At 61.5% G+C, this 22821-nt stretch carries 22 protein-coding genes and 1 other RNA gene; 6 read left to right on the forward strand and 17 right to left on the reverse strand.

Annotation, left to right across the window (positions count from 1 at the left end):
• The first annotated feature begins 49 nt into the window (after positions 1-49).
• Positions 50-146: signal recognition particle sRNA small type (ffs, locus tag KGB29_RS00545), an RNA gene on the forward strand.
• Positions 147-206: 60 nt separating this feature from the next.
• Here ffs and KGB29_RS00550 read toward each other — a convergent pair.
• Positions 207-1004, reverse strand: a complete 798-nt coding sequence (locus KGB29_RS00550) for a substrate-binding periplasmic protein (RefSeq protein WP_223616153.1) — start codon at positions 1002-1004, stop codon at positions 207-209.
• A 123-nt stretch (positions 1005-1127) separates the two neighbouring features.
• Between KGB29_RS00550 and dnaX the strand changes: the two genes are divergently transcribed.
• The 5 genes from dnaX (at position 1128) to KGB29_RS00575 (ending at position 6946) form a co-directional block, all read left to right on the forward strand.
• The gene (dnaX, locus tag KGB29_RS00555; RefSeq protein WP_223616154.1) at positions 1128-3215 is read left to right on the forward strand and encodes a DNA polymerase III subunit gamma/tau; all 2088 of its coding nucleotides are present in this window, start codon (positions 1128-1130) and stop codon (positions 3213-3215) included.
• Positions 3216-3282: 67 nt separating this feature from the next.
• Complete coding sequence (locus tag KGB29_RS00560) at positions 3283-3621, forward strand: YbaB/EbfC family nucleoid-associated protein (protein WP_007971455.1); 339 nt, start codon at positions 3283-3285, stop codon at positions 3619-3621.
• A gap of 277 nt (positions 3622-3898) precedes the next feature.
• On the forward strand, positions 3899-4930 hold the full coding sequence (locus KGB29_RS00565) for an NADP-dependent oxidoreductase (RefSeq protein WP_102668953.1): 1032 nt from the start codon (positions 3899-3901) through the stop codon (positions 4928-4930).
• Positions 4931-5009: 79 nt separating this feature from the next.
• On the forward strand, positions 5010-5612 hold the full coding sequence (gene recR / locus KGB29_RS00570) for a recombination mediator RecR (protein WP_057715679.1): 603 nt from the start codon (positions 5010-5012) through the stop codon (positions 5610-5612).
• Between the two features lie 185 nt (positions 5613-5797).
• Positions 5798-6946: an acyl-CoA dehydrogenase family protein gene (locus tag KGB29_RS00575; protein ID WP_223616155.1), complete on the forward strand. Its 1149-nt coding sequence runs from the start codon at positions 5798-5800 to the stop codon at positions 6944-6946.
• 128 nt (positions 6947-7074) lie between these two features.
• Here KGB29_RS00575 and KGB29_RS00580 read toward each other — a convergent pair whose 3' ends face one another.
• The 16 genes from KGB29_RS00580 to ccoN (KGB29_RS00655) all read right to left on the reverse strand — a co-directional run bounded on the left by KGB29_RS00580 (position 7075) and on the right by ccoN (KGB29_RS00655) (position 22805).
• A complete protein-coding gene (locus tag KGB29_RS00580; RefSeq protein ID WP_027921719.1) occupies positions 7075-7623 on the reverse strand; it encodes an adenine phosphoribosyltransferase in 549 nt (182 codons plus the stop codon).
• A gap of 80 nt (positions 7624-7703) precedes the next feature.
• The gene (gene fnr / locus KGB29_RS00585) at positions 7704-8438 is read right to left on the reverse strand and encodes a fumarate/nitrate reduction transcriptional regulator Fnr (protein ID WP_046041331.1); all 735 of its coding nucleotides are present in this window, start codon (positions 8436-8438) and stop codon (positions 7704-7706) included.
• A gap of 90 nt (positions 8439-8528) precedes the next feature.
• Positions 8529-9911 carry an oxygen-independent coproporphyrinogen III oxidase gene (gene hemN / locus KGB29_RS00590; RefSeq protein WP_223616179.1) on the reverse strand — a complete coding sequence of 461 codons (1383 nt, stop codon included), beginning with the start codon at positions 9909-9911 and terminating at the stop codon, positions 8529-8531.
• A 194-nt stretch (positions 9912-10105) separates the two neighbouring features.
• Positions 10106-10789, reverse strand: a complete 684-nt coding sequence (locus KGB29_RS00595) for a sulfite exporter TauE/SafE family protein (protein WP_154946542.1) — start codon at positions 10787-10789, stop codon at positions 10106-10108.
• Positions 10782-11000, reverse strand: coding sequence for a cbb3-type cytochrome oxidase assembly protein CcoS (gene ccoS, locus KGB29_RS00600; protein ID WP_223616156.1), 219 nt, complete (start codon positions 10998-11000; stop codon positions 10782-10784). Before ccoS ends, KGB29_RS00595 begins: the two co-directional genes overlap by 8 nt.
• A 22-nt stretch (positions 11001-11022) precedes the next feature.
• A complete protein-coding gene (locus KGB29_RS00605) occupies positions 11023-13476 on the reverse strand; it encodes a heavy metal translocating P-type ATPase (protein WP_223616157.1) in 2454 nt (817 codons plus the stop codon).
• Positions 13477-13595: 119 nt separating this feature from the next.
• Positions 13596-14135, reverse strand: a complete 540-nt coding sequence (locus tag KGB29_RS00610) for a FixH family protein (protein WP_057715675.1) — start codon at positions 14133-14135, stop codon at positions 13596-13598.
• 11 nt (positions 14136-14146) lie between these two features.
• The gene (ccoG, locus tag KGB29_RS00615; protein ID WP_057715674.1) at positions 14147-15562 is read right to left on the reverse strand and encodes a cytochrome c oxidase accessory protein CcoG; all 1416 of its coding nucleotides are present in this window, start codon (positions 15560-15562) and stop codon (positions 14147-14149) included.
• A 335-nt stretch (positions 15563-15897) separates the two neighbouring features.
• Positions 15898-16875, reverse strand: coding sequence for a cytochrome-c oxidase, cbb3-type subunit III (gene ccoP, locus KGB29_RS00620; protein ID WP_057715672.1), 978 nt, complete (start codon positions 16873-16875; stop codon positions 15898-15900).
• Positions 16872-17057, reverse strand: coding sequence for a CcoQ/FixQ family Cbb3-type cytochrome c oxidase assembly chaperone (locus KGB29_RS00625; RefSeq protein WP_003175465.1), 186 nt, complete (start codon positions 17055-17057; stop codon positions 16872-16874). Before KGB29_RS00625 ends, ccoP (KGB29_RS00620) begins: the two co-directional genes overlap by 4 nt.
• Positions 17058-17062: 5 nt before the next feature.
• Positions 17063-17671 carry a cytochrome-c oxidase, cbb3-type subunit II gene (ccoO, locus tag KGB29_RS00630; protein ID WP_009042961.1) on the reverse strand — a complete coding sequence of 203 codons (609 nt, stop codon included), beginning with the start codon at positions 17669-17671 and terminating at the stop codon, positions 17063-17065.
• The gene (gene ccoN / locus KGB29_RS00635; protein ID WP_008050393.1) at positions 17671-19113 is read right to left on the reverse strand and encodes a cytochrome-c oxidase, cbb3-type subunit I; all 1443 of its coding nucleotides are present in this window, start codon (positions 19111-19113) and stop codon (positions 17671-17673) included. The genes ccoO (KGB29_RS00630) and ccoN (KGB29_RS00635) overlap by 1 nt, the downstream gene beginning before the upstream one ends.
• A 482-nt stretch (positions 19114-19595) precedes the next feature.
• Positions 19596-20549: a cytochrome-c oxidase, cbb3-type subunit III gene (gene ccoP / locus KGB29_RS00640; protein ID WP_223616158.1), complete on the reverse strand. Its 954-nt coding sequence runs from the start codon at positions 20547-20549 to the stop codon at positions 19596-19598.
• Complete coding sequence (locus tag KGB29_RS00645; RefSeq protein ID WP_159390382.1) at positions 20546-20743, reverse strand: cbb3-type cytochrome oxidase subunit 3; 198 nt, start codon at positions 20741-20743, stop codon at positions 20546-20548. Before KGB29_RS00645 ends, ccoP (KGB29_RS00640) begins: the two co-directional genes overlap by 4 nt.
• An 18-nt stretch (positions 20744-20761) precedes the next feature.
• A complete protein-coding gene (gene ccoO / locus KGB29_RS00650) occupies positions 20762-21370 on the reverse strand; it encodes a cytochrome-c oxidase, cbb3-type subunit II (protein ID WP_057715669.1) in 609 nt (202 codons plus the stop codon).
• A 10-nt stretch (positions 21371-21380) separates the two neighbouring features.
• Complete coding sequence (gene ccoN / locus KGB29_RS00655) at positions 21381-22805, reverse strand: cytochrome-c oxidase, cbb3-type subunit I (protein WP_057715668.1); 1425 nt, start codon at positions 22803-22805, stop codon at positions 21381-21383.
• Between the last annotated feature and the right edge of the window lie 16 nt (positions 22806-22821).

Below are 22821 nucleotides of genomic sequence, written 5' to 3' on the forward strand. Positions count from 1 at the left end.
AGGTACAATGGCGCGGCTCGCCGACAGGTGAGCGTCGTTATGGTGACCCTATCGGTCCCCCCGCAACGATCAACCGTGAACCCGGTCAGGCCTGGAAGGGAGCAGCCGCAGCGGTGACATTGTGTGCCGGGGTGTGGCTGGTAGGGTTACCACCTTAACGCCACGCGAGTGTTCTCTCGCGTTATCTTTCTGAATTAAGGCTTTCGCTAGCTGCCAGGATCTTGTCCGGGGCGGTTTTTTTCCGTTTGCGGTTTATCCACAGCCGCAGGCTCGCCACCGATATACAGCCGAACAACCTCATCGATCTCCCCGGACATCTTCATCCGCGCCAGGGTGCGCAGGATGCTCTGCACCGGGATCTTCGGGTCGTTGCGGACGTAGCAACCGATTTGGTTTTCCTGCAGCACTGCCACGCCTTGCAGTTGCTGCTCCGGCAGCAGGCGGTGATTGAACCAGTCCAGGCTCCATTGATTGCTGACGGCATAGCGATTGCGGCCGGCCAGGAGCTTTTCCAGCACTTGTTCCTGATTGCGTGCGTCGTCGCGCTGCAGTTGGCCGGTGTCGAACAGCGGCTGCAGGGTCGGGTAGCTGTAACCGAGCACGGTGCCAATGGGCTGTTGCGGCAAGTCGGCGGGGTTGACTGCGCCGGGTGGCGCATGCCGGGTGATCAACACGTCAGGTTGAATGAAGAGCGGGATGCTCCAGAGATAATCGTCAGGCTGATCGGGCAGCCACGATTGCGCGGCATAACAGCGGACATCGACCTCGCCTTGCGCCATGGCGTTTTCCACCCGCCCGCGAGGCAATACATGGAATTCGGCCGGCACGCCGACCTGGGTCGCGAGGCTGAGCATCACGTCATACAGGATGCCCTGGGTCGGCTTGCCCCGTTCAAGCTGCACCATGGGCATGGTCCAGCTGTCGGATATCACGAAGCGCAGCGGTGCTTGCGCAGCCACGCCGTCCAGGCTGATCAACAGCAATGCCCCCAAGGCCAGCCGCATAAACACTCCGTTAAAAGCCCCCGATGTGCAGCTTAGCCACAATACACGAGCGCACCGGATGCAATTTGTCCCTTGCTCCGCTAGCATTAGCCGCTTCTGCTTCCTTCGCTGCGACGGTTTTCGATGAGTTATCAGGTTCTTGCACGTAAATGGCGTCCGCGCTCGTTCCGCGAAATGGTCGGCCAGACCCATGTGCTCAAGGCTCTGATCAATGCCTTGGACAGCCAGCGGCTGCACCACGCCTATCTCTTTACCGGTACCCGTGGGGTCGGCAAGACCACCATCGCGCGGATCATTGCCAAATGCCTTAACTGCGAGACAGGTATCACTTCGACCCCCTGTGGCGAATGTTCGGTGTGTCGCGAAATCGACGAAGGCCGCTTTGTCGACCTGATCGAGATCGACGCCGCGAGCCGCACCAAGGTCGAAGATACCCGCGAATTGCTCGACAACGTGCAGTACGCCCCGAGCCGCGGGCGCTTCAAGGTCTACCTGATCGACGAAGTGCACATGCTCTCCAGCCATTCCTTCAACGCACTGCTCAAAACCCTTGAAGAGCCGCCACCCTACGTCAAGTTCATCCTGGCGACCACTGACCCGCAGAAACTTCCTGCAACGATTCTGTCGCGGTGCCTGCAGTTCTCCCTGAAGAACATGACGCCGGAACGCGTTGTCGAGCACCTGACCCACGTACTGGGTGTCGAGAATGTGCCGTTCGAAGACGATGCGCTGTGGCTGCTGGGCCGTGCCGCCGACGGGTCGATGCGTGATGCCATGAGCCTGACCGACCAGGCGATTGCCTTCGGTGAAGGCAAGGTCATGGCCGCCGACGTGCGGGCGATGCTCGGGACCCTCGATCACGGGCAGGTCTACGACGTCCTGCATGCCCTGATCGAAGGCGATGCCAAGGCGTTGCTCGAAGCCGTCCGCCATCTGGCCGAACAAGGCCCGGACTGGAACGGCGTGCTTTCGGAAATTCTCAATGTGCTGCACCGCGTTGCCATCGCCCAGGCCTTGCCGGAAGGTGTCGATAACGGTCACGGCGACCGCGATCGCGTGCTGGCACTGGCCCAGGCGTTGCCGGCCGAAGACGTGCAGTTCTACTACCAGATGGGCCTGATCGGGCGCCGCGACCTGCCGCTGGCGCCGGATCCCCGGGGCGGTTTTGAAATGGTGTTGCTGCGGATGCTGGCGTTCCGGCCCGCAGACACCGCGGATGCCCCGAGGCAACCGCTAAAGCCAGTGGGGATCAGCCAGGCCACAGTTGATTCCGCAAACTCAGTGGCTGCCGCGCCGGTTGTTGCGCCGGTAGTCGCTGCGGCCGTTGCACCGATAGCGGCTGCGCCAGTGGCAGCTCCAGCTCCAGCGCCTGCACCGGAACCGGTTGCGCCGGTCGTTGTGCCAGAACCTGCGCCTGTGCCTGTGGTTGAAGCGGTCGTGGTCGAAGAGGTTGTCGACCTGCCGTGGAATGACCCGGTCGAGCCAGCGCCCGTCCAGCAACCGGCGGCAGAGCCGGTGCTGGAAACCGCCAGCGAACAACCCGAATTACCGCCAATGCCGTTGCCGACGCCGGACAGCGTGGTGCCGGACGCCCCGGAGTGGGCCGCCGCGCCGATCCCGGAACCTTCGGTGGCCGACGTCGATGCCGCGACGCCGGGCATGGACCTGGATGACGAGCCGCCGCTGGACGAGGATTACATCGAGCCGGACATGGATTCGGCCTACAGTTACCTTGACGAGCTGGCCAGCGAGCATGCCGCCGACCCGGCTCCGGAGCCCGAGCCTGAACCCGCGGCGATGCCGGCCACCGGTCTGGCCCTGCAATGGCTGGAGCTGTTCCCGAAATTGCCGATCTCCGGCATGACCGGCAGTATCGCCGCCAACTGCACGCTGATCGCGGTCGATGGCGACAATTGGCTGATGCACCTGGACCCGGCCCACAGTGCCTTGTTCAACGCCACTCAACAGCGTCGCCTCAACGATGCGCTGAACCAGTATCACCAGCGCACGCTGACCCTGAGCATCGAGCTGATCAAGCCCGAGCAGGAAACCCCGGCACAAGCGGCTTCGCGCCGCCGCGCCAACCGTCAGCGCGAGGCGGAGGAATCGATCCACGGTGATCCGTTCATCCAGCAAATGATGCAGCAGTTCGGTGCGGTGGTCCGTAACGATACTATTGAACCTGTCGACGCCCTGGTCACTCAGGGCTAATAACTGAAGGCACCTGGCCGCATGGGCCGGGCGCTGTTTTAATCCAAGTACTTTTGAGGTGATTACCATGATGAAAGGTGGCATGGCCGGCCTGATGAAGCAGGCGCAGCAGATGCAGGAAAAAATGGCCAAGATGCAGGAAGAACTGGCCAACGCCGAAGTCACCGGTAAGGCCGGTGGCGATATGGTCACCGTGGTGATGACCGGTCGTCATGACGTCAAGAGCGTGACCATCGACCCAAGCCTGGTCGAAGGCATGAGCGAAGACGACAAGGAAATGCTGGAAGCGGTCATCGCATCCGCGGTCAACGATGCCGTGCGCAAGATCGAAGCCAACAGCCAGGACAAAATGGGCAGCATGACTGCCGGCATGCAACTGCCGCCGGGCATGAAACTGCCATTCTGATTCGCCTTCAGGCGGCAGATGAGTTACAAAAATGCCAGGCATAGCGCCTGGCATTTTTGTTTCTGGCTGACAGGGATGCGGTGCCTGTGAAGTCGCCTTCGCGAGCAAGTCGGATCGCCGCACCGCCGCTCCCACAGGGGATTGCATTCCAAATGTGGGAGCGGGCTTGCTCGCGAAGAATTCGCCTCGGTCTTGCTGAATAAACATCGAACGCCATACCGCCACAAAGGTCTGCTCCCTACATCACTGAACCTCATCGATCACAGGAGACGCTGCCATGTCCGACCCCATGACCCTCAATCAACGCATTGTCCTGGCTTCTCGCCCGGTGGGCGCGCCAACGCCGGAAAACTTCCGTATGGAGCGGGTGGCGCTGCCGGACCTGGCCGACGGTCAGGTGCTGCTCAAGACCGTTTTCCTGTCGCTGGATCCCTACATGCGCGGTCGCATGAGTGACGCACCGTCCTACGCCGCACCGGTGGAAATCGGCGAAGTCATGACCGGGGGCGCTGTCAGCCGGGTTGAGCGTTCGCTGAATCCGAAGTTTCAGGAAGGTGACCTGGTGGTCGGTGCCACCGGTTGGCAAAGCCACAGCATCAATGACGGTCGCAGCATCATTCCGATTCCCGCGCTGCCAAGCCCTTCGATGGCCCTCGGGGTGCTGGGGATGCCGGGCATGACCGCGTACATGGGCCTGATGGACATCGGCCAGCCGAAGGCCGGCGAAACCCTGGTGGTCGCAGCGGCGTCCGGGGCGGTGGGCTCGGTGGTCGGCCAGGTGGCAAAGATCAAGGGGTTGCGCGTGGTCGGTGTGGCGGGCGGTGCGGAAAAGTGCCGTTATGTGGTCGACGAGTTGGGCTTCGACGCCTGCATCGACCACAAGAGCCCGGACTTTGCCGACGAACTGGCGCAAGCCTGTCCCAAGGGCATCGACATCTATTATGAAAACGTCGGCGGCAAGGTATTCGACGCCGTGGTGCCATTGCTCAATCCCAAGGCACGGATTCCGCTGTGTGGCTTGATCGCGTCCTATAACGCCCATGAGGCGCCGAGCGGCCCGGATCGCCTGCCACTGTTGCAGCGCACCCTGTTGACCAAGCGGGTACGCATCCAGGGCTTCATCGTGTTCGATGACTATGGTGATCGCCAGCCGGAATTCCTCAGTGCCATGGCGCCCTGGGTACGCGATGGCAAGGTGAAGTTCCGCGAAGACGTGGTCGATGGCCTGGAACAGGCGCCCGATGCGTTTATCGGCCTGCTGGAAGGGCGCAACTTCGGTAAATTGGTGGTTCGGGTTTCCCGGGACTGAGTAATTCACGCTGCAATTTGACGCTCAACCGAGGCGCGGGTATAAACCGCGTCTCGTTGTTTTGTCGGACTTTTCCACCATGAGCTTCAGCCCTTTGATTCGCCAACTGATCGACGCCCTGCGAATTCTGCCAGGCGTGGGTCAGAAAACCGCCCAGCGCATGGCGTTGCAGTTGCTCGAGCGTGACCGCAGCGGCGGCTCGCGCCTGGCGCTGGCCCTGAGCCAGGCCATGGAAGGGGTCGGTCACTGCCGCTTGTGCCGTACGTTGACGGAAGATGATTTGTGCCCGCAATGCGCCGATACCCGTCGCGACGACACCTTGCTCTGCGTGGTGGAAGGGCCGATGGACGTCTATGCGGTGGAGCAGACCGGTTTTCGCGGGCGCTATTTCGTGCTCAAGGGGCATCTGTCGCCGCTTGATGGTCTGGGTCCGGAGGCCATCGGCATCCCGCAATTGATGGCACGGATCGAGGAGGCCGGCACCTTCACCGAAGTCATCCTGGCCACCAACCCGACCGTGGAAGGTGAAGCCACGGCGCACTACATCGCCCAATTGCTCAGCAGCAAAGGCCTGATCGCTTCGCGCATCGCCCATGGCGTACCGCTGGGTGGCGAACTGGAGCTGGTGGATGGCGGGACGCTGGCGCATTCGTTTGCCGGGCGTAAGCCGATTTCGCTCTGAGTTCATGTGGCGTCCATGCTGACGCCATCGCGAGCAAGCTCGCTCCCACATTGGTTTTGTGTGCACCGCAGAACCCCTGTGGGAGCGAGCTTGCTCGCGATGCGGTCCGTCTGAATGACACAATCCTGTTGAAAACCAAGCAAGCGCTCGGTTAACTTCACTGACCCCTTCAGTGGAGCTCGCCGATGTCTGCCTTTCAGGAATACTTCGACCCCAGCCACCAATTGGTCCGTGACAGCGTCAGACGTTTCGTCGAGCGCGAGATTCTTCCCGACATCTCGCAGTGGGAAGAAGCCGAAAGCTTTCCTCGCGAGCTCTACCTCAAGGCCGGCGCGGCGGGGATTCTCGGCATCGGGTACCCGGAGGCCTACGGAGGCAGCCACGAAGGGGATCTGTTCGCCAAGGTTGCCGCCAGTGAAGAGTTGATGCGCTGCGGCTCAGGCGGGTTGGTCGCCGGCCTGGGGTCGCTGGATATCGGCTTGCCGCCCATCCTCAAGTGGGCCCGACCCGAAGTGCGGGATCGAGTGCTGCCCCAGGTGCTGTCGGGAGAGAAGATCAGCGCCCTGGCCATCACCGAGCCTGGCGGTGGCTCCGACGTCGCCAACCTGCAAACCCGAGCGGTGCGCGACGGCGATTTCTACCGGGTCAGTGGCAGCAAGACCTTTATCACCAGCGGCGTGCGCGCGGATTTCTACACGGTTGCCGTGCGAACGGGCGAACCGGGTTTCGGTGGCATCAGCCTGTTACTGATCGAGAAGGGCACACCGGGTTTCACCGTAGGACGGCAGCTGAAGAAAATGGGCTGGTGGGCGTCAGACACCGCTGAACTGTTCTTCGATGATTGCCCAGTGCCCGCAGGCAATCTGATCGGCGCAGAGAACATGGGTTTTGCCTGCATCATGGGCAACTTCCAGAGCGAACGCCTGGCCTTGGCATTGATGGCCAACATGACCGCACAGCTGGCGCTGGAAGAGAGCCTGAAATGGGCGCGCGAGCGCGAAGCCTTTGGCAAACCGATCGGCAAGTTTCAGGTGATCAAGCATCGCCTCGCCGAGATGGTGACCGCGCTGGAGGTGTCCCGGGAGTTCACATACCGCCAGGCCGCGAAAATGGCGGCGGGGCAGAGTGTGATCAAGGAGATTTCCATGGCCAAGAATTTTGCGACGGATACTGCGGACCGGATCGTGAACGATGCGGTGCAGATACTCGGAGGGCTGGGTTACATGCGCGAGAGCCTGGTGGAGCGGCTGTACCGCGATAACCGCATCCTGTCGATTGGCGGCGGGACGCGGGAGGTGATGAACGAGATCATCAGCAAGCAGATGGGGCTGTAATCGGCGGTGTGGCGGCTGACGCCATTCGCGAGCAAGCCCGCTCCCACACTTGACCGCGTACTGTCAGGAAGAATGCAATTCACTGTGGGAGCGGGCTTGCTCGCGAAGGCGTCAGTACAGGCGCCAGATTATTTATCAGTCAACGCAAACTGCGTCAGGCAGAACGTAGGAATGCCCATGTCTTCCAGACGCTGCGAGCCACCCAGTTCCGGCAGATCGATGATCGCCGCCGCTTCATGCACCCGGGCGCCCATGCGGCGGATCAGGTTGGCGGCGGCAATCAGGGTGCCGCCGGTGGCGATCAGGTCATCGAACATCACCACCGAATCCCCCTCGCACAGGCTGTCGGCGTGCACTTCCAGGAAGGCTTCGCCGTATTCGGTCGCATAGCCCTCGGCCAGCACGTCGGCTGGCAGCTTGCCTTGCTTGCGGAACAGCACCAGCGGCTTGTTCAACTGATAAGCCAGTACCGAACCGATCAGGAAGCCACGGGCGTCCATCGCGCCGATGTGGGTGAAGTCAGCCTCGACATAACGGTGGGCGAAGCTGTCCATCACCAGGCGCAGGGCCGTGGGCGACTGGAACAGCGGGGTGATGTCGCGAAAGATCACACCCGGTTTCGGGAAGTCGATGACAGGGCGGATGAGGGATTTGATGTCGAAGGAGTCGAAGACCATCGTCGTGGTGTCCTGGCAGGGCTGCAAACGACGCAGTATAACGGCGGCTGACCCGTTTCGCTCAGCCGCAACGTTTTGTTTCAGCCTTCCAGTGAGCCACCGGCCAGGGCGCACAGCTGGATCGGGTCGATAATCCGGATTTCCTTGCCTTCTGCCGCAATCAGCTCGTTTTGCTGGAAGCGGGTAAAGACGCGGGACACGGTTTCCACCGCCAGGCCCAGGTAGTTGCCGATTTCGTTACGCGACATGCTCAGGCGGAACTGATTGGCGGAAAAACCCCGGGCGCGGAAACGTGCCGAAAGGTTGACCAGGAAGGTGGCGATGCGTTCGTCGGCGGTCTTTTTCGACAACAGCAGCATCATCTGCTGGTCGTCACGGATTTCGCGACTCATCACCCGCATCAGCTGACGGCGCAACTGCGGCAATTGCAGGGCCAGTTCGTCGAGACGCTCGAAAGGAATTTCACACACCGAGGTGGTTTCCAGGGCTTGTGCCGACACAGGGTGCTTTTCCGTGTCCATGCCTGACAGACCGACCAGTTCGCTGGGCAGGTGGAAGCCGGTGAGCTGTTCTTCACCGGTGTCGCTCAGGCTGAAGGTCTTGAGGGCGCCAGAACGGACCGCGTAGACAGAATCGAAGGTATCGCCCTGACGGAACAGAAATTCGCCTTTTTTCAGCGGCCGGCCACGTTTGACGATTTCGTCCAGCGCATCCATGTCTTCCAGATTCAGCGAAAGTGGCAGGCAAAGAGGGGCCAGGCTGCAATCCTTGCAATGGGCTTGATTATGAGCGCGCAGTTTTACTGGCTCGGACATTTCTTCAATCCTTGTGGGAATTCACACATAAGACGTAAGGGTAACTCACCATAGGATATCGAGGCCAGTCTGGGGCGCTAGCTTGCAGAATTAGATTACCCGTGAAAATCGCTGGCGACTGTGTTGTTCCAGGTACGCGTCGAACACCATGCACACCGAGCGCACCAACAGTCGCCCGGCGGGCAGGACGGTGATCCTGTTGCGATCGAGTTCGATCAGCCCGTCTTTGGCCATGTATTGCAACTGGGGCCAGAGATCGCCGAAATAGCCTTGGAAATCGATGTTGAAGGCCTGCTCGATGTCAGCGTATTCGAGACTGAAATTGCAGATCAATTGCTGGATGACCGCACGCCGCAGCCGGTCATCGGCATTGCACAGCAGGCCGCGGCTGGTGGCCAGTTGCATGGATGCGAGCGCGTTCTGGTACTGGTTCAGGTCGCTGCTGTTCTGGCAGTACAGGTGGCCGATCTGGCTGATCGCCGACACGCCGAGGCCGATCAGATCGCAATGACCGTGGGTGGTGTAGCCCTGGAAATTGCGTTGCAGGGTCGATTCTTCCTGGGCAATCGCCAGCTCATCGTCGGGCAGGGCGAAGTGGTCCATGCCGATGTAGCGGTAGCCGGCGCTGATCAGTTGCTCGATGGTGCGCTGCAGCATTTCCAGTTTCTGCGCAGGTGTCGGCAGTTCATCGCTGTTGATGCGCCGCTGGGGCATGAAGCGTTCCGGCAAGTGGGCGTAGTTGAACACCGATAATCTGTCCGGTTGCAGGCGGATGACCTCTTCCACGGTGCGGGCGAAATTCTCCGGTGTCTGTCTCGGCAGGCCGTAGATCAGGTCGATATTGATCGAGCGAAACTGCAAGGTGCGGGCGGCATCGATTACCGCGCGGGTTTCTTCCAGGCTTTGCAGGCGATTGACTGCACGTTGCACGGCCGGGTCGAGGTCTTGCAGGCCGATGCTGACCCGATTGAAACCCAGTTCCCGCAGCAGGCCCATGGTCGACCAGTCGGCCTCACGCGGGTCGATCTCGATGCCGTAGTCGCCGGAGTCGTCGTTCAGCAAATTGAAGTGTTTGCGCAAGTGCGCCATCAATTGGCGCAGTTCGTCGTGGCTGAGAAAGGTCGGCGTGCCGCCACCGAAGTGCAGTTGCTCGACTTTCTGCGTGGGGTCGAGGTGGCAGGCGATCAACTGGATTTCCTGTTCCAGGCGCTGCAAGTACGGCTGCGCCCGCCCGCGATCCTTGGTGATGACCTTGTTGCAGGCGCAGTAATAGCAAATGTTCGCGCAGAACGGCACGTGCACGTACAGCGACAACGGGCGTTGGGCCTTGCGGCTGTCGCGCAGGGCATGAAACAGGTCGAAGGTGCCGACTTGGCTGTTGAATTGCACGGCGGTCGGGTACGAGGTGTAGCGTGGTCCCGCCAGGTCATAACGGCGGATCAGATCGGTGTCCCAACGAATGGCGTCGAGCATCATGCGGGCATTCCCCCGGATAGGCTGGCAGTGTCGGCCACTTTATGCGAGGGCGGGGTGGGGGATCTTGATTTGCATCAAGGGTCAAGAATTGTGGTGTCTGTGCCGGCCTCTTCGCGAGCAAGCCCGCTCCCACAGGGAAACGCATTTCAGATGTGGGAGCGGGCTTGCTCGCGAAGGGGTGCGCCGCCGATCTAGTGACCCATCAACCAGTGCTGATGCGGTCCCGGCAGTGTCCAGATACCAAACAACATCACCAGCATCCCGCCCGCCATCCGCACGCTGCGCTTGCGCAACAGTGCGGTGATGCGCTCGGCGGCAAGGCCTGTCGCCAGCAGCACCGGCCAGGTGCCGAGCCCGAACGCGAGCATCAACAATGCGCTGTCCAGCGCGTTGCCCTGGCTGGCCGACCATAGCAAGGTGCTGTAGACCAGGCCGCACGGCAGCCAGCCCCAGAGCGCGCCCAACAGCAGCGCGCGCGGAACGTTCGACACCGGCAGTAACCGGTTGGCGACTGGCTGGATGTGCCGCCACAGGCCTCGACCGAGGCTTTCGATACGGGTCAGGCCGCTCCACCAGCCGGCCAGGTACAGGCCCATGGCAATCAGCAGCAAGCCGGCGAGGATGCGCAGGAACATCGCCGCCGGGCTGCTGGCCACGGCCCATCCGGCCAGGCCGATCAGCAGTCCGGCACAGGCATAGCTCAGAATCCGGCCCAGGTTATAGGCCAGCAGCAGACGAAAGCGGCGGCTGCGTTGCTCCTTGGGAATCGCCAGGGTCAGCGCGCCCATCAAGCCGCCGCACATGCCCAGGCAATGGCCGCCGCCGAGCAAGCCGAGGATCACCGCAGACACCAGCAGTGGCGTCAATTCAAGCATGGGGCGGGGCCTTGTCGTCCGTTTTGGCCGTTTGGCCGCTGGCCTCGTCGACGGCGGCAGTGTGGTTCGGGTCCTGGTCGTCGAACAGGATGCTGTGGGCCGGGCCGTCAAGGTCGTCGTACTGACCGCTGTCCACCGCCCAGAAGAAGATATAGACGGCGATGGCCACGATCAGCAGCGCAGCGGGAATCATCACGTAAAGAGCTGGCATCTGGACTCCATGCCCGCGCGGCTCAGGCCGGCAGCGGGCGGGTTTCTGGCGTGGTGCCGGGGGCGGGCGCGCTCGGCATGCGAGTCAGGCGCAGCGCGTTCAACACCACGGTCAACGAACTGATCGACATGCCCACCGCCGCCCATACCGGAGTGATCCAGCCGAGGGCGGCAAAGGGCAACATGAGGCCATTGTACAACCCGGCCCACAGAAGGTTCTCGATAATGACCCGACGGGTGCGCCGCGCCAGGCTGAAGGCTTGCACCAGCGCGTCGAGGCGGTTGGACAGCAGCACGGCGTCGGCACTGGTTTTCGCCAGGTCGGTGGCCGAGCCCATGGCGACGCTGATATCCGCAGCCGCCAGCACCGGCACGTCATTGACCCCGTCACCGAGCATCAACACCTTGCGACCTTCCTTGTGCAGTTGTTGCAGGACCTGCAGTTTATCGTCCGGACGCAAGCCGCCGCGGGCTTCATCGATACCCAGTTCCGCGGCCACGCTGGCGACCATCGGCGAGCTGTCGCCGGACAGCAGCAGCGTGCGCCAGCCACGGGCCTTGCACGCGGCGAGCAGCGCGGGCGCATCGGCACGCAAGCGATCATCGAGGACGAGCCAGGCCAGCGGCCCCTCGCTGTCGCCCAGTAGCAGCCATTGGCCGGGTTCTTCGGGCATCGATGGCACCATGGCGCCGCTGAGTTCGCAGACAAAACCCGGTTGGCCGATACGCAGACGCCGCCCATCAACCAGCCCCTCCAGGCCAAGGCCCGGTGTGCTGTGGACTTCTTCGGCAGCCGTCGGCGCACGACCGAAAGCGCGGGCGATCGGATGTTCGGAGCGGTTTTCCAGGGCGGCAGCGAGGCTCAGGCATTGATCGCTGTCGAGCGCGCCGAGGGGGCGGATCGAGCGCAGCGCCAGGCGTCCTTCGGTGAGGGTGCCGGTCTTGTCGAAAATCACCGTGTCGATCTGGTTCAGGCCTTCCAGCACATGGCCGCGGGTCAGCAACAGACCGAGTTTGTGCAGTGTGCCGGTGGCGGCGGTGAGGGCGGTCGGCGTCGCCAGCGACAAGGCGCACGGGCAGGTCGCCACCAGCATCGCCAGCACGATCCAGAAGGCTCGCGAGGCATCCAGCTGCCACCACAACAGGCCAATCGCGGCGGCAGCGATCAGCGACAACAGCAGGAACCATTGCGCGGCGCGGTCGGCGATTTCCGCCAGGCGCGGTTTTTCGGCCTGGGCTCGATCGAGCAGGCGAACGATGGCTGAGAGGCGAGTGTCCTGGCCCAGGGCCTGGACCTCGACGGTCAGTGCGCCTTCGACGTTCATTGTGCCGGCGGTGACCGCGTCGCCGAGGGTGCGTGGTTGCGGCAGGTATTCGCCGGTCAGCAGCGACTCGTCGACACTCGACTGGCCGTCGAGGATCTTGCCGTCAGCCGGGAGAATGGCACCCGGATGAACCAGCACCTGATCGCCGACACGCAGTTCACTGAGCAGAATGCGTTCGCTCTGGCTGTCGGCTGTCAATCGCAGGCACGAGGCAGGCAATAGATTCACAAGCTGCGCGGTGGCGGCGGCGGTGCGCTCGCGGGCGCGGCGTTCCAGATAACGCCCGGCCAGCAGGAACAGGGCAAACATGCCGACGGCATCGAAATACAGTTCGCCGACCCCGGTGATGGACGTCCAGATCCCGGCAATGTAGGCGCTGCCGATGGCCAGCGACACCGAAACGTCCATGGTCAGGTGGCGGGTGCGCAGATCGCGCATGGCGCCTTTGAAGAACGGCGCGCAGCTGTAGAACACAATCGGGGTGGTGAGGAACAGCGCGACCCAGCGCAGGATGGTGTGCAGTTCGGGGCTGAGGTCGATGTTGAATTCAGGCCAGGTGGCCATGGTTGCCATCATCGCCTGGAACCACAGCAGACCGGCCACGCCGAGCTGGCGCAGGGCCAGGCGGTTTTCGCTGGCCAGTTGTTCGCTGGCCCGGTCGGCCTGATACGGGTGTGCGGCGTACCCGATGTGACGCAGCTCGCTGAGGACCTGGCTCAGCGGCAACTGCCCATCGGCCCAGCGTACGTGCAGGCGATGGTTGGACAGGTTCAGGCGCGCTTCGGCCACCGCCGGCAAGGTGCGCAGGTGTTTTTCGATCAGCCAGCCGCAGGCCGCGCAGCTGATGCCTTCCATCAGCAGCGTGGTTTCGGCCAGTTCGCCATCGTGGCGGACAAAGGGCTGCTGCACATCGGCGCGGTCGTACAGCGCCAGTTCATCCACCAGTTGCACCGGCAGCGCTTCAGGGTTGGCCGAGGCTTCGCTGCGGTGCTGGTAATAGCTTTCCAGGCCACCGGCGACAATGGCCTCGGCCACGGCCTGGCAACCTGGGCAGCAGAATTCGCGGGTTTGCCCCAGGACCGCAGCGGTGAAGCGGCTGCCGGCCGGGACGGGCAGGGCGCAGTGGTAGCAGGGGAGTGGCGTGGTGGTCATGGAGTATTCACTAGTACTGCTGAATCTCTATCGTCGGATAGGGCCTCATCGCGAGCAAGCTCGCTCCCACAGGGATCAACTGTGGGAGCGAGCTTGCTCGCGATGCGCGAAGCGCGGCTTTACTTCTTCAGGTCTTCGGCACCTTGCAGCGGCTCATCACCGAGCAGCAGATCCTTGTCATGGCTGACCGGTTCCTCTTCGAACATGCGCCAGATGTGTTCGTCCTGAGTGCCAAGCAACTCGACAAAACGGCGGCCTTCGATCTTGTCACTCAATTGGCCGATGTAGCGGCCCTGTTCGGTTTCGCTGCGGGTCAGGGTGATCTTGCGATCCTTTTCCGGCTGGGTCGGCGAGATCAGGTTCAGTTCCAGGGTCTTGGGCTGGCTGTCGCCGCTCAGGCGCAGGTCAACCTCGCCAGTCATGCCGTCGAGATGAACGCTGGCGCGCATTTTCAGGGTCTGGGCCAGCAGCTCACGGTCGAGGGAGCGGTTGATGCCTTTGCCGGCCTCGTAGTAGTTGTCGTTGACCAGGTTGTCCGGGTTGTTCACCGCGATGGTCACCATGGACAAGGTCAGGGCCACCGAGCAGGCCAGGATCCCGATGATGATCCACGGCCAGAGGTGCTTGTACCAGGGGCTTGCGGCATTTGCTGCGGGCATGTTCAGTTCTCTCAACGATTCTGTGGGCCGATGAACCGGCTCTTGGCTTCAATGTGGACGCTGTCGTCATCGGCGTCCTTGAGGATGAATTTCACCTCGTTGGTGCTCGACGGCAGCTTTTCCGGTGCAACGGACAGCTCGGCAGGCTGGCTGACGATCTCGCCGGCCGCAACCTTGATTTCGCGTCGACCCTGCAATTTGAGATCCGGCAGGCCGGATGCTTCGAGCAGGTAGGTATGGTCGCGCTGGTCCTTGTTCATGATTTTCAGGCTGTAGACGTTTTCGATCCGGCCTTCGGCGTTCTCGCGGTACAGCACGCGGTCCTTGCTGACATCGAAACCCACCAGCGCACGCATGAAGAATGCCGTTACCAGCAGGCTGATCATCGCCAGCAGCACAATGGCATAGCCAATCAGGCGCGGGCGCAGTTTATGGGTTTTCTGTCCGGACAGGTTGTGCTCGGTGGTGTAGCTGATCAGTCCGCGCGGGTAGTCCATCTTGTCCATGATGGCGTCGCAGGCATCGATGCAGGCGGCGCAACCGATGCATTCGATTTGCAGGCCGTCGCGGATGTCGATGCCCGTCGGGCAGACCTGGACGCACATGGTGCAGTCGATGCAGTCACCCAGGCCCTGGGCCTTGTAGTCGATACCTTTTTTACGCGGTCCACGGCCTTCGCCACGGCGCGGATCGTAGGAAACGATCAGGGTGTCCTTGTCGAACATCACGCTCTGGAAGCGTGCGTACGGGCACATGTAGATGCACACCTGTTCGCGCAACCAGCCGGCGTTGCCGTAAGTGGCGAGGGTGAAGAAACCGACCCAGAAGTACGACCAGCCATCCGCCTGGCCGGTGAAAAATTCGAATACCAGTTCGCGGATCGGTGAGAAGTAGCCGACGAAGGTCATGCCGGTAACGAAGCCGATCAACAGCCACAGGCTGTGTTTGCTGAGCTTGCGCACGAACTTGTTGGCGCTCATTGGCGCCTTGTCGAGCTTGATGCGTTGGTTGCGGTCACCTTCGGTGACTTTTTCGCACCACATGAAAATCCAGGTCCAGACGCTTTGCGGGCAGGTATAGCCGCACCAGACCCGTCCGGCGTACACGGTGATGAAGAACAGGCCGAAGGCGGCGATGATCAACATGCCGGAGAGCAGAATGAAATCCTGAGGCCAGAAGGTGGCGCCGAAAATGAAGAACTTGCGCTCCGGCAGGTTCCACCACACGGCCTGATGACCGCCCCAGTCCAGCCACACCGTGCCGAAGTACAGCAGGAACAAGAGGGCTCCGCCGGTCATCCGCAGGTTGCGAAACAGGCCGGTGAAGGCGCGGGTGTAGATTTTTTCCCTGGAGGCGTAGAGGTCGACGCTGTTGTTCGCGTTTTTGGTGGGTGGAGTGACGTCGTGTACCGGAATCTGGTTGCTCATCATTGCATCCCACGGCAGTGGAAAAATGCCTCGGTCAGTACGTGCCGACCGCGGTCAAAAAGGGGTGTTGCAGTGGCGCAATGATACGCCTGTCGCTCTGGCCTGCGGGTGCGACCTTTGGTCACGTTTGGCAAAATCAATTGATGGTGTAATGACTTGAATCAATTGACTTGGGAATTATGGACGAGTTTTCGGGGGTGGGGGCGTTCAACCCTGCTTCCTTTCATGAGCGCTCTTTGCGATTGAACACTTGAAGATCGACACCTGGCCTTAAACAAAACGGCCCCGCCAATTCACATTGGCGGGGCCGTTTTTTGTTGCTTCAAGCGTTTGCCTTACTCGGCGTCCGCTGCCTTCTCACCGTGAGACAGGCTGTAGACGTAAGCGGCCAGCAGGTGAACCTTGTCGTTACCCTGCATTGCCTCTTGCGCAGGCATCTGGCCCTGACGGCCGTAACGGATGGTCTGCTGCAGTTGAGCGAAGCTCGAGCCGTAGATGAACGCTGCCGGGTGAGTCAGGTCAGGTGCGCCCATCGCTGGCGTACCCTTGCCTTCCGGACCGTGGCACGCCACGCAGTTGGTGGCGAACAGTTTCTGCCCGGCAGCCGGGTCGGCCTTGGCGCCTTCCGGCAGCTTGCGGCCATCGAGGTTGGTCAGGATAAACGCGGCCACGTCGGCCACGCCTTGCTCTCCGATCACTTCAGCCCACGCAGGCATCACCGCGTGACGGCCGCCCATGATGGTGGTCTTGATGGCTTGCGCGTCGCCGCCCCAGCGCCAGTCGGCGTCGGTCAGGTTAGGGAAACCGTAGGCGCCCTTGGCGTCGGAACCGTGGCAAACCGAGCAGTTGGAGGCGAACAGGCGGCCGCCCATCTTCAGGGCTTGCGGGTCCTTGGCCACTTCTTCGATTGGCATGGCCGCGAACTTGGCGAAGATCGGACCGAACTTGGCGTCCGACCTGGCCATTTCCTTTTCCCACTCGTGAACGCCGGTCCAGCCGGTCTGGCCGTTGGCGAACGGGGTCTGCTTCTCGTTGTCGAGGTAGCCATAACCCGGCAGCAGGCCTTTCCAGTTACCCAGGCCCGGATACAGCACCAGGTAGCCCAGTGCGAAAATGATGGTGCCCACGAACAGCATGAACCACCATTTCGGCAGCGGGTTGTCGTACTCCTCGATGCCATCGAAGGAGTGCCCGACGGTCTCGTCTGTCTGCTCGCTGCGCTGGCCCTTGCGGGTCGACAGCAGCAGCCAGGTCAGGGAAAAGATCGTACCGAGACTGAGGACTGTGACGTACAGACTCCAGAATGTAGTCATTCTTTGTTACTCCTAGAAGCTTGCTCGACGTGCTTGATGGCTTCGGGATCATCCGCAAAAGGCAGCAAGGTCGCGTCTTCAAACTCAGACTTGCGCTTGGGGCTGAATACCCAAAGCGCCAGACCGATGAAGGCGACCATCACAACGACGGTGCCCAGGCCACGAATCATCCCGATATCCATTTAGATCACCGTTTGCTTTTGATGATGGTGCCCAGGCCTTGCAGATAGGCCACCAGCGCGTCCATTTCGGTTTTGCCCTTCACAGCATCCTTGGCACCGGCGATGTCTTCGTCGGTGTAAGGGACGCCGAGCGTGCGCAAGACTTCCATTTTCTTGGCGGTGTCTTTGCCGTCGAGCTTGTTTTCCACGAGGAACGGGTAGGCTGGCATTTTCGACTCAGGCACCACGTTGCGCGGGTTGTACAAGTGCGCACGCTGCCAGTCATCGGAGTAACGACCGCCGACGCGGGCCAGGTCCGGACCGGTACGCTTGGAACCCCACAGGAACGGGTGGTCCCAGACGCTTTCACCGGCGACCGAGTAGTGGCCATAGCGTTCGGTTTCAGCACGGAACGGGCGGATCATCTGCGAGTGGCAGCCGACACAACCGTTGGCGATATAAACGTCCCGGCCTTCCAGTTCAAGGGCGGTGCGGGGCTTCATGCCCTCGACCGGCTTGTTGGTGACATCCTGGAAAAACAGCGGAACGATCTGGGTCAGGCCGCCGATGCTGACGGCGATGACCATGAAGAAGGCCAGCAGGCCAATATTCTTCTCGACTGCTTCATGCTTCATCAGTGAGCTCCAACTACGGCAATCTGTTCGGCGGCTTTGGCTTCAGCCGGGTTCGAGGCGCGTACGGTACGGAATACGTTGTAGGCCATGAACAACATGCCGGTGGCGAAGAACGCGCCGCCCAGGGCACGGACGATGAAGCCCGGGTGGCTGGCTTGCAGCGCTTCGACGAACGAGTAAGTGAGGGTGCCGTCATCGTTGATTGCACGCCACATCAGGCCCTGGGTGATGCCGTTGACCCACATCGAGGCGATGTAGAGCACGGTACCGATGGTCGCGAGCCAGAAGTGGGTGTTGATCAGGCCGGTGCTGTGCATCTGCGCACGACCGAACAGTTTCGGGATCATGTGGTAGATGGCGCCGATCGAGATCATCGCAACCCAGCCCAGAGCGCCGGCGTGTACGTGGCCGATGGTCCAGTCGGTGTAGTGCGACAGGGAGTTGACGGTCTTGATGGCCATCATCGGGCCTTCGAAGGTCGACATGCCGTAGAACGCCAGGGAGACGACCAGGAAGCGCAGGATCGGGTCGGTGCGCAGCTTATGCCAGGCGCCCGACAGGGTCATCATGCCGTTGATCATGCCGCCCCAGCTTGGCGCCAGCAGGATGATCGACATCGCCATGCCCAGGGACTGAGCCCAGTCCGGCAGCGCGGTGTAGTGCAGGTGGTGCGGACCGGCCCAGATGTACAGGGTGATCAGCGCCCAGAAGTGCACGATCGACAGGCGATAGGAGTAGATCGGACGTTCGGCCTGTTTCGGCACGAAGTAGTACATCATGCCCAGGAAGCCGGTGGTCAGGAAGAAGCCCACGGCGTTGTGGCCGTACCACCACTGGATCATCGCGTCCGTCGCACCCGAGTAGGCCGAGTAGGACTTGAACAGGCTGACCGGCAGCGACATGTGGTTGACGATGTGCAGCATCGCGGTCACGACGATGAACGCGCCGTAGAACCAGTTACCCACATAGATGTGCTTGGTCTTGCGCTTGACGATGGTGCCGAAGAACACCAGACCGTAGGTGACCCAGACAATGGCCAGCAGAATAGCCAGGGGCCATTCCAGTTCCGCGTATTCCTTGGTGGTGGTGAAACCCATCGGCAAGGTAATGATCGCGCCGACGATCACCGCTTGCCATCCCCAGAAGGTGAAGGCGGCGAGGCTGTCGGAAATCAGTCGCGTTTGGCAGGTTCGCTGCACGACGTAATAAGAAGTGGCAAACAGTGCACATCCACCGAAGGCGAAAATCACCAGGTTGGTGTGCAACGGGCGCAGGCGTCCAAAGCTCGTCCATGCCAGACCGAAGTTCAACTCCGGCCAGACCAGTTGCGAGGCGATGAAGACACCAAGCCCCATGCCAAGGATCCCCCAGACCACCGTCATGATGGCGAACTGGCGGACTACCTTATAGTTATAAGCAGTCGGACTGATTGCTGTGCTCATTCTAAGGTTCCACGGTTTGGGTGTTTTATTAGGATTAAAAATCGGCCGCAAGTATGGAGAAAGCAGGGGGTCATTGCAACGCGCCATGACCTGGGTCAATGCTTTCAAAAGCTGATTCTGCGGCCTTTCCATGCGCCGCGTAGGGACAAAATTGCCCGTGGGCAAAACGTCCCGGCGGACTGATCAGGCGAGGGGGTCAGGTCGGATGTAACGGGGTGTGTTCAAACGCAACGTTTGGCTGACCGAAGGCAACTGGCGCGACAGCCGGTATCTACCAGCCTTTGCGGCCTGTCATTGGGCAGATTCGTCGAACACATCGTTCAGGGTCGACCTGGAACCGGCACCGGCCAGTCCGCATCGGGGGAAGCTTAGACTCGAATCCGGGGTTCCGAAAGAAAGTCTGTGCGAGGGTGCGACAATGGGTCGCAAAGGGGCAGGGAACTGCCGCATCCGGGAGAATGCGGCAGCAGAGCGGTCGAAATTTATTTGCGGTTGTCTTCAGCCTGCAGGCGCTCGGTATTCAAACTGTGTGACAGGCTGTACACATACGCGGCCAGCAACTGCACCTTATCGTTGCCCAGCAGTTCGTTCTGCGCCGGCATATGGCCTTGGCGACCATGCCGAATCGTCTGTTCAAGCTGCGTCAGGCTTGTACCGTAAATGAAGCCGGCCGGGTGGGTCAGGTTCGGTGCGCCCATGGCTTCAGTGCCCTGGCCGTTAGCTCCGTGACAGGCGACGCAGGTGGTGCTGAAGGCTTGCTGTCCGGCTTGCAGGTCGGCCTTGCTGTCGGTAGGCAATGGCAGCTTGGCCAGGCCATGGCGCACATACGCAGCGACGTTTTTCACACCGTCCTCCCCCAGGACTTCACCCCAGGCCGGCATCATCGCCATCCGGCCGCCCATGACGGTGGTCTTGATGGTTTCCGGGTTGCCGCCCCAGCGCCAGTCGCTGTCGGTCAGGTTGGGAAAGCCGAATGCACCCTTGGCGTCCGAGCCGTGGCACACCGAGCAGTTGGAGGCAAACAGGCGGCCGCCCATTTTCAGAGCCTGCGGGTCCTTGGCCACTTCTTCCACGGGCATTGCCGCGAATTTGGCGAAGATCGGCCCGAACTTCGTGTCAGCCTTGGCCATTTCCTTTTCCCATTCGTGCACCCCGGTCCAGCCGTTTTCGTAGCCGGGGAGGATGCCTTTCCAGTTGCCCAGGCCCGGATAGAGGATCAGATAGCCGACGGCAAACACCAGGGTGCCAACGAACAGCATGAACCACCATTGCGGCAACGGATTGTCGTACTCCTCAATACCGTCGAAGCTGTGGCCCATGGTCTGGTCGACACTGCCCTTGGTTTCGCCCTTGCGGGTGCTGAGCAGCAACCAGGTCAGGCCGATCAGGCTGCCGATGGTCAGTACGCAGATCCACGTACTCCAGAAGGTGGTCATGGCCGGGTACTCCTTGTTGCTGATTCGTCAGTGATGTCGGGTTGTGGCTCGTCGGCGAACGGCAGCAGGCGCGCTTCGGCGAATTCCGGGCTGCGCTTGCCGTTGAATACCCACAGTGTCAGGCCGACGAAGGCCACGAACACCACGACGGTGCCGAGGCCGCGGATCATTCCAGTGCTCAATTCGATCTCTATAAAAGACAGGGGCATGGCTCACCTCTTGCTCTTGATGGCAGTGCCGAGCACTTGCAGGTAGGCGACCAATGCATCCATTTCGCTCTTGCCCTTGAGTGAAGCGACGGCGCCGGTGATGTCTTCGTCGGTGTACGGCACGCCCAGGGTGCGCATGGCCTTGATCTTGGTTTCGGTATGACTGCTGTCGACCGGGTTGGCCACCAGCCACGGGTACGCCGGCATCTTCGACTCCGGCACCACGTTGCGCGGGTTGTACAAGTGCGCGCGGTGCCAGTCATCGGAGTAGCGCGCACCGACACGGGCCAAGTCCGGCCCGGTGCGTTTCGAGCCCCACAGGAACGGGTGATCCCACACGCTTTCACCGGCCACCGAGTAGTGCCCGTAGCGTTCGGTCTCGGCACGGAACGGACGGATCATTTGCGAGTGACAGCCGACACAGCCTTCGCGGATATAGATATCGCGACCTTCCAGTTGCAGCGCGGTGTAGGGCTTCATGCCTTCCACCGGTTTGTTGGTCACGTCCTGAAAGAACAGCGGGACGATCTGGGTCAGGCCGCCGATGCTCACGGCCAGGATCATCAGCAGCAGCAACAGGCCGACGTTTTTCTCGATAGTTTCGTGTTTCATGGCGGACTCCTCAGGCCATCTGCGCGGCAGCGGCGACTTCGGCAGGCTGCGAGGCCCGCACGGTGCGCCAGGTGTTGTAGGCCATCAGGAACATGCCGCTGAGGAAGATCGCGCCACCCACCAGCCGCACGACGAAGCCTGGGTGGCTGGCCACCAGGGTTTCGACGAAGGAGTACGTCAGCGTGCCGTCCTCGTTCACCGCACGCCACATCAGGCCCTGGGCGATACCGTTGACCCACATCGAAGCGATGTACAGAACGGTGCCGATAGTGGCGAGCCAGAAATGCGCGTTGATCAGGCCGATGCTGTGCATCTGCTCGCGGCCGAAGACTTTCGGGATCATGTGGTACAGCGCGCCGATGGAGATCATCGCCACCCAGCCGAGCGCGCCGGCGTGTACGTGGCCGATGGTCCAGTCGGTGTAGTGGGAGAGGGCGTTGACCGTCTTGATTGCCATCATCGGCCCTTCGAAGGTCGACATGCCGTAGAACGCCAGCGACACCACAAGGAAGCGCAGGACGGGGTCGCTGCGCAACTTATGCCAGGCGCCCGACAGGGTCATCATGCCGTTGATCATCCCGCCCCAGCTCGGCGCCAGCAGGATCAGCGACATCACCATGCCCAGCGACTGCGCCCAGTCCGGCAGCGCGGTGTAATGCAGGTGGTGCGGACCGGCCCAGATGTACAGGGTGATCAGCGCCCAGAAGTGCACGATCGACAGGCGATAGGAATACACCGGGCGCTCGGCCTGTTTCGGCACGAAGTAGTACATCATCCCGAGGAAACCGGCGGTGAGGAAGAAGCCTACGGCGTTGTGCCCGTACCACCATTGCACCATCGCATCGGTGGCACCGGAGTACAGCGAGTAGGACTTGGTGAAGCTGACTGGCAGTTCCATGTTGTTGACGATGTGCAGGATCGCCACGGTGACGATGAACGCACCGAAGAACCAGTTACCGACATAGATGTGCTTGGTCTTGCGCTGCATGATCGTGCCGAAGAACACGATGGCGTAGGCGACCCAGACAATGGTGATCAGGATGTCGATCGGCCATTCCAGCTCGGCGTATTCCTTGGAACTGGTGTAGCCCAGCGGCAGGCTGATGGCCGCCAGCAGGATCACCAGCTGCCAGCCCCAGAAACAGAACGCGGCGATTTTCGGCGCAAACAACCGGGTCTGGCAGGTGCGTTGCACCGAATAGAACGAACTGGCAAACAACGCGCAGCCGCCAAAGGCGAAGATCACGGCGTTGGTGTGCAGTGGGCGCAGGCGGCCGAAGCTGGTCCACGGCAAATTGAAGTTGAGTTCGGGCCAGACCAACTGGGCAGCGAGAAAAACCCCGAGCCCCATGCCGACGATGCCCCACACCACCGTCATAATGGCGAATTGGCGGACCACCTTGTAGTTGTAGGCGGTACTGATAGAAGTGTTCATGGTTCCCCATCCACGG

Origin of the sequence: Pseudomonas sp. BF-B-30 (genome assembly GCF_019956305.1) — a bacterium.
In the GTDB taxonomy this organism is placed as follows: domain Bacteria; phylum Pseudomonadota; class Gammaproteobacteria; order Pseudomonadales; family Pseudomonadaceae; genus Aquipseudomonas; species Aquipseudomonas jessenii.

Coding starts and splice junctions, on each gene's coding strand:
- KGB29_RS00550 (WP_223616153.1), bottom strand. CDS start 1,004: ATGCGGCTGGCCTTGGGGGCATTGCTGTTGATCAGCCTGGACGGCGTG.
- dnaX (WP_223616154.1), top strand. CDS start 1,128: ATGAGTTATCAGGTTCTTGCACGTAAATGGCGTCCGCGCTCGTTCCGC.
- KGB29_RS00560 (WP_007971455.1), top strand. CDS start 3,283: ATGATGAAAGGTGGCATGGCCGGCCTGATGAAGCAGGCGCAGCAGATG.
- KGB29_RS00565 (WP_102668953.1), top strand. CDS start 3,899: ATGTCCGACCCCATGACCCTCAATCAACGCATTGTCCTGGCTTCTCGC.
- recR (WP_057715679.1), top strand. CDS start 5,010: ATGAGCTTCAGCCCTTTGATTCGCCAACTGATCGACGCCCTGCGAATT.
- KGB29_RS00575 (WP_223616155.1), top strand. CDS start 5,798: ATGTCTGCCTTTCAGGAATACTTCGACCCCAGCCACCAATTGGTCCGT.
- KGB29_RS00580 (WP_027921719.1), bottom strand. CDS start 7,623: ATGGTCTTCGACTCCTTCGACATCAAATCCCTCATCCGCCCTGTCATC.
- fnr (WP_046041331.1), bottom strand. CDS start 8,438: ATGTCCGAGCCAGTAAAACTGCGCGCTCATAATCAAGCCCATTGCAAG.
- hemN (WP_223616179.1), bottom strand. CDS start 9,911: ATGCTCGACGCCATTCGTTGGGACACCGATCTGATCCGCCGTTATGAC.
- KGB29_RS00595 (WP_154946542.1), bottom strand. CDS start 10,789: ATGCTTGAATTGACGCCACTGCTGGTGTCTGCGGTGATCCTCGGCTTG.
- ccoS (WP_223616156.1), bottom strand. CDS start 11,000: ATGCCAGCTCTTTACGTGATGATTCCCGCTGCGCTGCTGATCGTGGCC.
- KGB29_RS00605 (WP_223616157.1), bottom strand. CDS start 13,476: ATGACCACCACGCCACTCCCCTGCTACCACTGCGCCCTGCCCGTCCCG.
- KGB29_RS00610 (WP_057715675.1), bottom strand. CDS start 14,135: ATGCCCGCAGCAAATGCCGCAAGCCCCTGGTACAAGCACCTCTGGCCG.
- ccoG (WP_057715674.1), bottom strand. CDS start 15,562: ATGAGCAACCAGATTCCGGTACACGACGTCACTCCACCCACCAAAAAC.
- ccoP (WP_057715672.1), bottom strand. CDS start 16,875: ATGACTACATTCTGGAGTCTGTACGTCACAGTCCTCAGTCTCGGTACG.
- KGB29_RS00625 (WP_003175465.1), bottom strand. CDS start 17,057: ATGGATATCGGGATGATTCGTGGCCTGGGCACCGTCGTTGTGATGGTC.
- ccoO (WP_009042961.1), bottom strand. CDS start 17,671: ATGAAGCATGAAGCAGTCGAGAAGAATATTGGCCTGCTGGCCTTCTTC.
- ccoN (WP_008050393.1), bottom strand. CDS start 19,113: ATGAGCACAGCAATCAGTCCGACTGCTTATAACTATAAGGTAGTCCGC.
- ccoP (WP_223616158.1), bottom strand. CDS start 20,549: ATGACCACCTTCTGGAGTACGTGGATCTGCGTACTGACCATCGGCAGC.
- ccoO (WP_057715669.1), bottom strand. CDS start 21,370: ATGAAACACGAAACTATCGAGAAAAACGTCGGCCTGTTGCTGCTGCTG.
- ccoN (WP_057715668.1), bottom strand. CDS start 22,805: ATGAACACTTCTATCAGTACCGCCTACAACTACAAGGTGGTCCGCCAA.